This window comes from Spirillospora sp. NPDC046719 (genome assembly GCF_040645715.1).
Taxonomy (GTDB): Bacteria; Actinomycetota; Actinomycetes; order Streptosporangiales; family Streptosporangiaceae; genus Spirillospora.
On record NZ_JBEYYT010000767.1, the window covers coordinates 1 to 2,660 of the forward strand.

The 2,660-nt window shown below is 74.4% G+C and carries 3 protein-coding genes; all 3 read right to left on the minus strand.

Annotation, left to right across the window (positions count from 1 at the left end; all coding sequences use genetic code 11):
• Positions 1-129 precede the first annotated feature (129 nt).
• A complete protein-coding gene (locus ABZ914_RS49880; protein WP_500201600.1) occupies positions 130-606 on the minus strand; it encodes a ribose-5-phosphate isomerase in 477 nt (158 codons plus the stop codon).
• Between the two features lie 110 nt (positions 607-716).
• Entirely contained in the window at positions 717-1,886 is a 1,170-nt protein-coding gene (locus tag ABZ914_RS49885) for a hypothetical protein (protein WP_500201601.1), read from the minus strand.
• 45 nt (positions 1,887-1,931) lie between these two features.
• Positions 1,932-2,660, minus strand: a 729-nt coding sequence (locus tag ABZ914_RS49890; RefSeq protein ID WP_500201602.1) for an ATP-binding protein, incomplete at its 5' end; no start/stop codon positions are given.

Here is a 2,660-nt window from a genome sequence, read left to right on the forward strand (position 1 = left end):
GCCGCGAAGAACGAGCGGCGCCGCCTCGACAAGCGCGGCGGCGCCCGGAAGGCCCCGGAGAACGAGCTGTAGTCCCCGCCCGGCGGGGCGGGGACCACGCGTTCCCTCAGGTCAGCGGGTTCGGAGAGGTCAGCCCTCGTCGGGCAGCGGCGGCAGCTCGCCGGTCCGCTCGTAGTCGCCGAGCATGGTGATGCGGCGGGTGTGCCGCTCCTCGCCGGAGTACGGCGTGGTCAGGAACAGCTCGACGAACCGCGTCGCGGTGTCCGCGTCGTGCTGCCGCGCGCCCAGGCTGATCACGTTGGCGTCGTTGTGCTCGCGGGCGAGCGTCGCGGTGTCCTCGTTCCAGACCAGCGCGGCCCGCACGCCCTTCACCTTGTTGGCCGCGATCGCCTCGCCGTTGCCGGAGCCGCCGATCACGATGCCGAGCGCGCCCGGCTCCGACGCCGTCCGCTGGGCCGCCCGCAGCACGAACGGCGGGTAGTCGTCCACGGCGTCGTACGCGAACGCGCCGCAGTCGACGGGCTCGTGCCCGTTGGCCTTCAGCCAGGAGACCAGGTGCTCCTTCAGCTCGAAGCCGGCATGGTCGGTTCCCAGAAACACGCGCATGGGCCCGATTCTCGCAGGCCCGCGACCCCGGCGCGCGCCGGGGTCATGAGGCCCTTTTCACACGTGGACGACGTTGCCGGCCCGGCGGGCCGCACCGCTGACGTGCGCGCTCACTGGGGCGGGGGCATCGGGCCCGGGTCGCGGGGCAGGTCGGGCTTGCGGTCGACCATCGTCCGGTCGGCGAGGTCGTCGTCCTCGTCGTCGTCCTCGTCGCGGGCCGTGTCCTCCTTGCGGGCCGCGTTCTCCGGGGCGGCGCCCGCAGGGGCGGCGTCCTGCGGCGCGGACTCCTCGGAGTCGTGCGCCTCCGGCTCCTCGCCGTCGCGCGGCGCGGCCGCTTCCGGCTCGGGCGCGGGCACGGCCGTCTCCGCGGCGGCCTCCGGTGCCGGGGTCTGAGCCGGGACGGCGGGCTGCGGCACCGGGGCGCCGGGCTGCGGCGGGACGGGCACGCCCTCCCACCCGGGCGACTGCGACGGGCGGGCCGGCGGGACGTACGGGACGGCGGCCGGGTGCTGCGGCGGCAGGCCCTGCCGGTCGGGCCCCGTCGGCATCGGCTGCGGCGCGCCCTGCGGCAGCCCCGGCGGAAGGCCCGGCTGCATCCCCTGCTGCGGGACGCCCGGCTGCTGGCCGTAGGGCTGCTGGCCGTACGGCTGCGGAGCGTAGGGCTGCTGCATCGGGCCGGCCTGCTGCGGGGCGTACGGCTGCTGCGCCCCGTAAGGCTGCTGCGGCGCGTACTGCCCGAACTGCTGCGGGACGGCCTGGCCGCGAGGACGGCTGAGCAGGAAGCCCGCGAGCGCGCCGATCCCCGCGAGCCACCCGTACAGCAGGCCGGAGGCCGCCCCCGCCTGGAGCGACTCGAAGAAGTTGCGGCTCACCGACCCGTTGGAGTACTTGACCGACCAGTTCAGCAGCAGCCCGGACACGCCCCCGGCGACGCCGCCCGCGACGACCGCGGCCCACCAGCCGGTGATCAGCGCGCCGAGCAGGCCGCGCTCGGGATCGATCGTCCGGGCGCCGGCCAGCACGAGCACCGCCACCACCGCGAACAGCAGCAGCGTGGTGAAGTCGTCCGACACGACGAAGCGCCAGTCCAGGCCGCGCGGCGGAGTGAAGCGCCAGGCGACGAAGAGCAGCCGGGCCACCAGCGGGCCGAGGCCCTCGTCGTACTTGAAGTCGCTCTTGTTGATCGCGTCGATGACCCACTGGTTGCCGACGAGCAGGGCCAGCACCAGAAGGGGCACCAGCGAGCCGCCCGACATCATGAACATCCGCCGCGTCGTCATGGCGGGCAGAGTAGTGCGGTTCATGGGCCGCCGGTAGGCCCGGCGTCACCCGGCGTAGGCGACCGGGAACCGGAACTCGGGATCGACCTGCGCGGCGAGGTCCTCGCCGGTCGCGCGGTTCGCCCAGCTGCGCGCGTTCTTGAGGTGGAACTCGACGGCCTGCCGCTGGAACCGGTCCCAGTCCTTGGGCCGCGCGTCGACCTCGGCGAGCATCCGGCCGAGGGCGGCCTCGTTGCCGTCCTCCAGCACCGCGCCGGACCGCCCCTGCTCCATCGCCCGGACGGCGGCGGACTGGCCGAGCCAGACGAGCAGGTCGTCGCCGACGTGCTCGCGCAGGTAGTCGACGTCGTCCTCGGACTGCACCTTGTTGCCGACGACGCGGATGGCGACGTCGTAGTCGCGGGCGTACTCGACGTACTGGCGGTAGACGCCGACGCCCTTCCGGGTCGGCTCGGCGACCAGGAACATCAGGTCGAACCGGGTGAACAGCCCGGACGCGAACGTGTCGGCGCCCGCGGTCATGTCCACGACGACGTACTCGCCGGGGCCGTCCAGCAGGTGGTTGAGGTAGAGCTCGACCGCGCCGGTCTTGGAGTGGTAGCAGGCGACGCCGAGGTCCTCGTCCTCGAACGGGCCGGTGACCAGCAGCGTCGCCCCGCCCACCTCCTGCCCCAGGGCGTGCACCGGGTCGTCGCCGCGCAGCCGCAGCAGCCGCCCCCCCCTGCCCGCCCGGGTGGTGATGACCAAGGTGGACGCGGAGCCCATGAGCCGGGT

What these genes read in the sequence shown, in the direction of transcription:
- ABZ914_RS49880 (WP_500201600.1), bottom strand. Translation starts at nt 606, where the DNA reads ATGCGCGTGTTTCTGGGAACCGACCATGCCGGCTTCGAGCTGAAGGAG.
- ABZ914_RS49885 (WP_500201601.1), bottom strand. Translation starts at nt 1,886, where the DNA reads ATGACGACGCGGCGGATGTTCATGATGTCGGGCGGCTCGCTGGTGCCC.